Origin of the sequence: Streptomyces sp. UH6 (assembly GCF_013421635.1) — a bacterium.
Taxonomy (GTDB): domain Bacteria; phylum Actinomycetota; class Actinomycetes; order Streptomycetales; family Streptomycetaceae; genus Streptomyces; species Streptomyces abyssomicinicus.
The window spans coordinates 1-1,807 of record NZ_JACADT010001085.1; the positions used below are offsets into that span (position 1 = coordinate 1).

Sequence of the window (1,807 nt, forward strand, 5' to 3'; positions counted from 1 at the left end):
AGCCACGGCAGCCGTCCACCGTCGCATGCCGGTGAGCTACCCCGCGCCGCACCCCCGTGCCCCCGACACACCGCCACGCCACCCGGACGGCCGTACGGAACCCCCCGCCCGGATCAGCGCGGGAACCCCCCGTGCCAGAGTGGTCGTATGACTACTGCACCGCTGCGCGTGGCCCTGGTCGGTTTCGGTCTGGCCGGCTCCGTGTTCCACGCGCCGATGATCGCCGCCGCCGAGGGCCTGGTCCTGGACACCGTGGTCACCTCCAACCCCGAGCGGGCCGCCCAGGCCCGCGCCGAGTACCCCGACGTGCGGATCGCCGCGTCGGCCGACGAGCTGTGGCCGCGCGCCGACGAGCTGGACCTGGTGGTCGTCGCCTCCCCGAACAAGACGCACGTCCCGCTGGCCACCGAGGCACTGCGCCGTGGCCTGCACGTGGTCGTGGACAAGCCGGTCGCCGGCACCGCCGCGGAGGCCCGTGCGCTGGCCGCGCTGGCGAAGGAGCAGGGCCTGCTGCTCTCCGTGTTCCAGAACCGCCGCTGGGACGGCGACTTCCTCACCGTGCGCAAGCTGATCGAGGACGGCGCCCTCGGCGAGGTCCAGCGGTTCGAGTCCCGCTTCGAGCGCTGGCGTCCGCAGCCGAAGGGCGGCTGGCGCGAGTCGGCGGACCCGGCGGAGCTCGGCGGCCTCCTCTACGACCTGGGCAGCCACGTCGTCGACCAGGCCCTGCACCTCTTCGGTCCGGCCGAACAGGTCTACGCGGAGGTCGACACGCGTCGGCCGGGCGCGCTGATCGACGACGACGTGTTCATCGCCGTCACCCACACCGGCGGCGTCCGCTCCCACCTGTACGCCTCCGCGACCACCGCCCAGCTCGGCCCCCGTTTCCGGGTGCTCGGCTCCGTCGCGGGCTACGTGAAGTACGGCCTGGACCCGCAGGAGAACGCCCTGCGCGAGGGCCTGCGCCCGGCCTCGGAGGGCGAGCGCTGGGGGTACGAGCCGGAGGGCATGTGGGGCGCGGTCGGGGCCGGCGAGTCGCCGCTGACCGGCGGCGGCAAGCCGGTGTCCACCCTCCCGGGCGACTACCCGGCGTACTACCGCGCGGTGGCCGCCGCGCTGACGGGCGCCGGGGAGAACCCGGTGACGGCGCTGGAGGCGGCGGACGCCCTGGCGGTGCTGGAGGCGGCCGCCCGGTCCGCCCGTGACGGCGGGACGGTGAAGCCGGCATGACCAGGATGACCCCCGAACTCACCCCGACCGTCGAGGAACTCGAGGCGCAGGAGCGCCGACTGGTGTTCCCCCGGTTCTCCAATGAGGACGCCTGGGAGCTCGGTTCCCTGCTGGTGGCCCTGGCCCGGGAACGCCAGGCGCCCGTCGCGATCGACATCCACCGCGCGGGGCAGCAGCTGTTCCACGCGGCGCTGGAGGGCTCGGCGCCGGAGAACGACGCGTGGATCGACCGCAAGCGGCGGGTGGTGATGCGCTACGGGCACGCCTCCTTCCTGGTCGGCACCCGGTTCCGGGCCAAGGGCCGCAGTTTCGAGGAGTCCTCCCGCCTCGACCCGGACGTCTACGCGGCGCACGGCGGCTCGTTCCCGGTCCGGGTCGACGGCTCCGGGGTGATCGGCGCGGTCACCGTCTCGGGCCTCCCGCAGGCCGAGGACCACGCGCTGGTCGTCGAGGCGCTGGAGCGCTTCCTCGGCCTCGTCGTCGACTGACGGCGCGGACGGCGCATCCGCGGCGGGGCGCTCGCTCAACTGGGCTGCGGCGACGCCGGTCCGCTCGGGGCGACCGGGCAGACCGGCGCCTG

2 protein-coding genes are annotated in these 1,807 nt (G+C 74.8%); both read left to right on the forward strand.

The genetic code is table 11. From position 1 onward, the window contains the following. Positions 1-147: 147 nt before the first annotated feature. The gene (locus tag HW445_RS29470) at positions 148-1,227 is read left to right on the forward strand and encodes a Gfo/Idh/MocA family oxidoreductase (protein ID WP_180223878.1); all 1,080 of its coding nucleotides are present in this window, start codon (positions 148-150) and stop codon (positions 1,225-1,227) included. After that, entirely contained in the window at positions 1,224-1,715 is a 492-nt protein-coding gene (locus HW445_RS29475; RefSeq protein ID WP_180223879.1) for a heme-degrading domain-containing protein, read from the forward strand. Before HW445_RS29470 ends, HW445_RS29475 begins: the two co-directional genes overlap by 4 nt. The last annotated feature ends 92 nt before the right edge of the window (positions 1,716-1,807 follow it).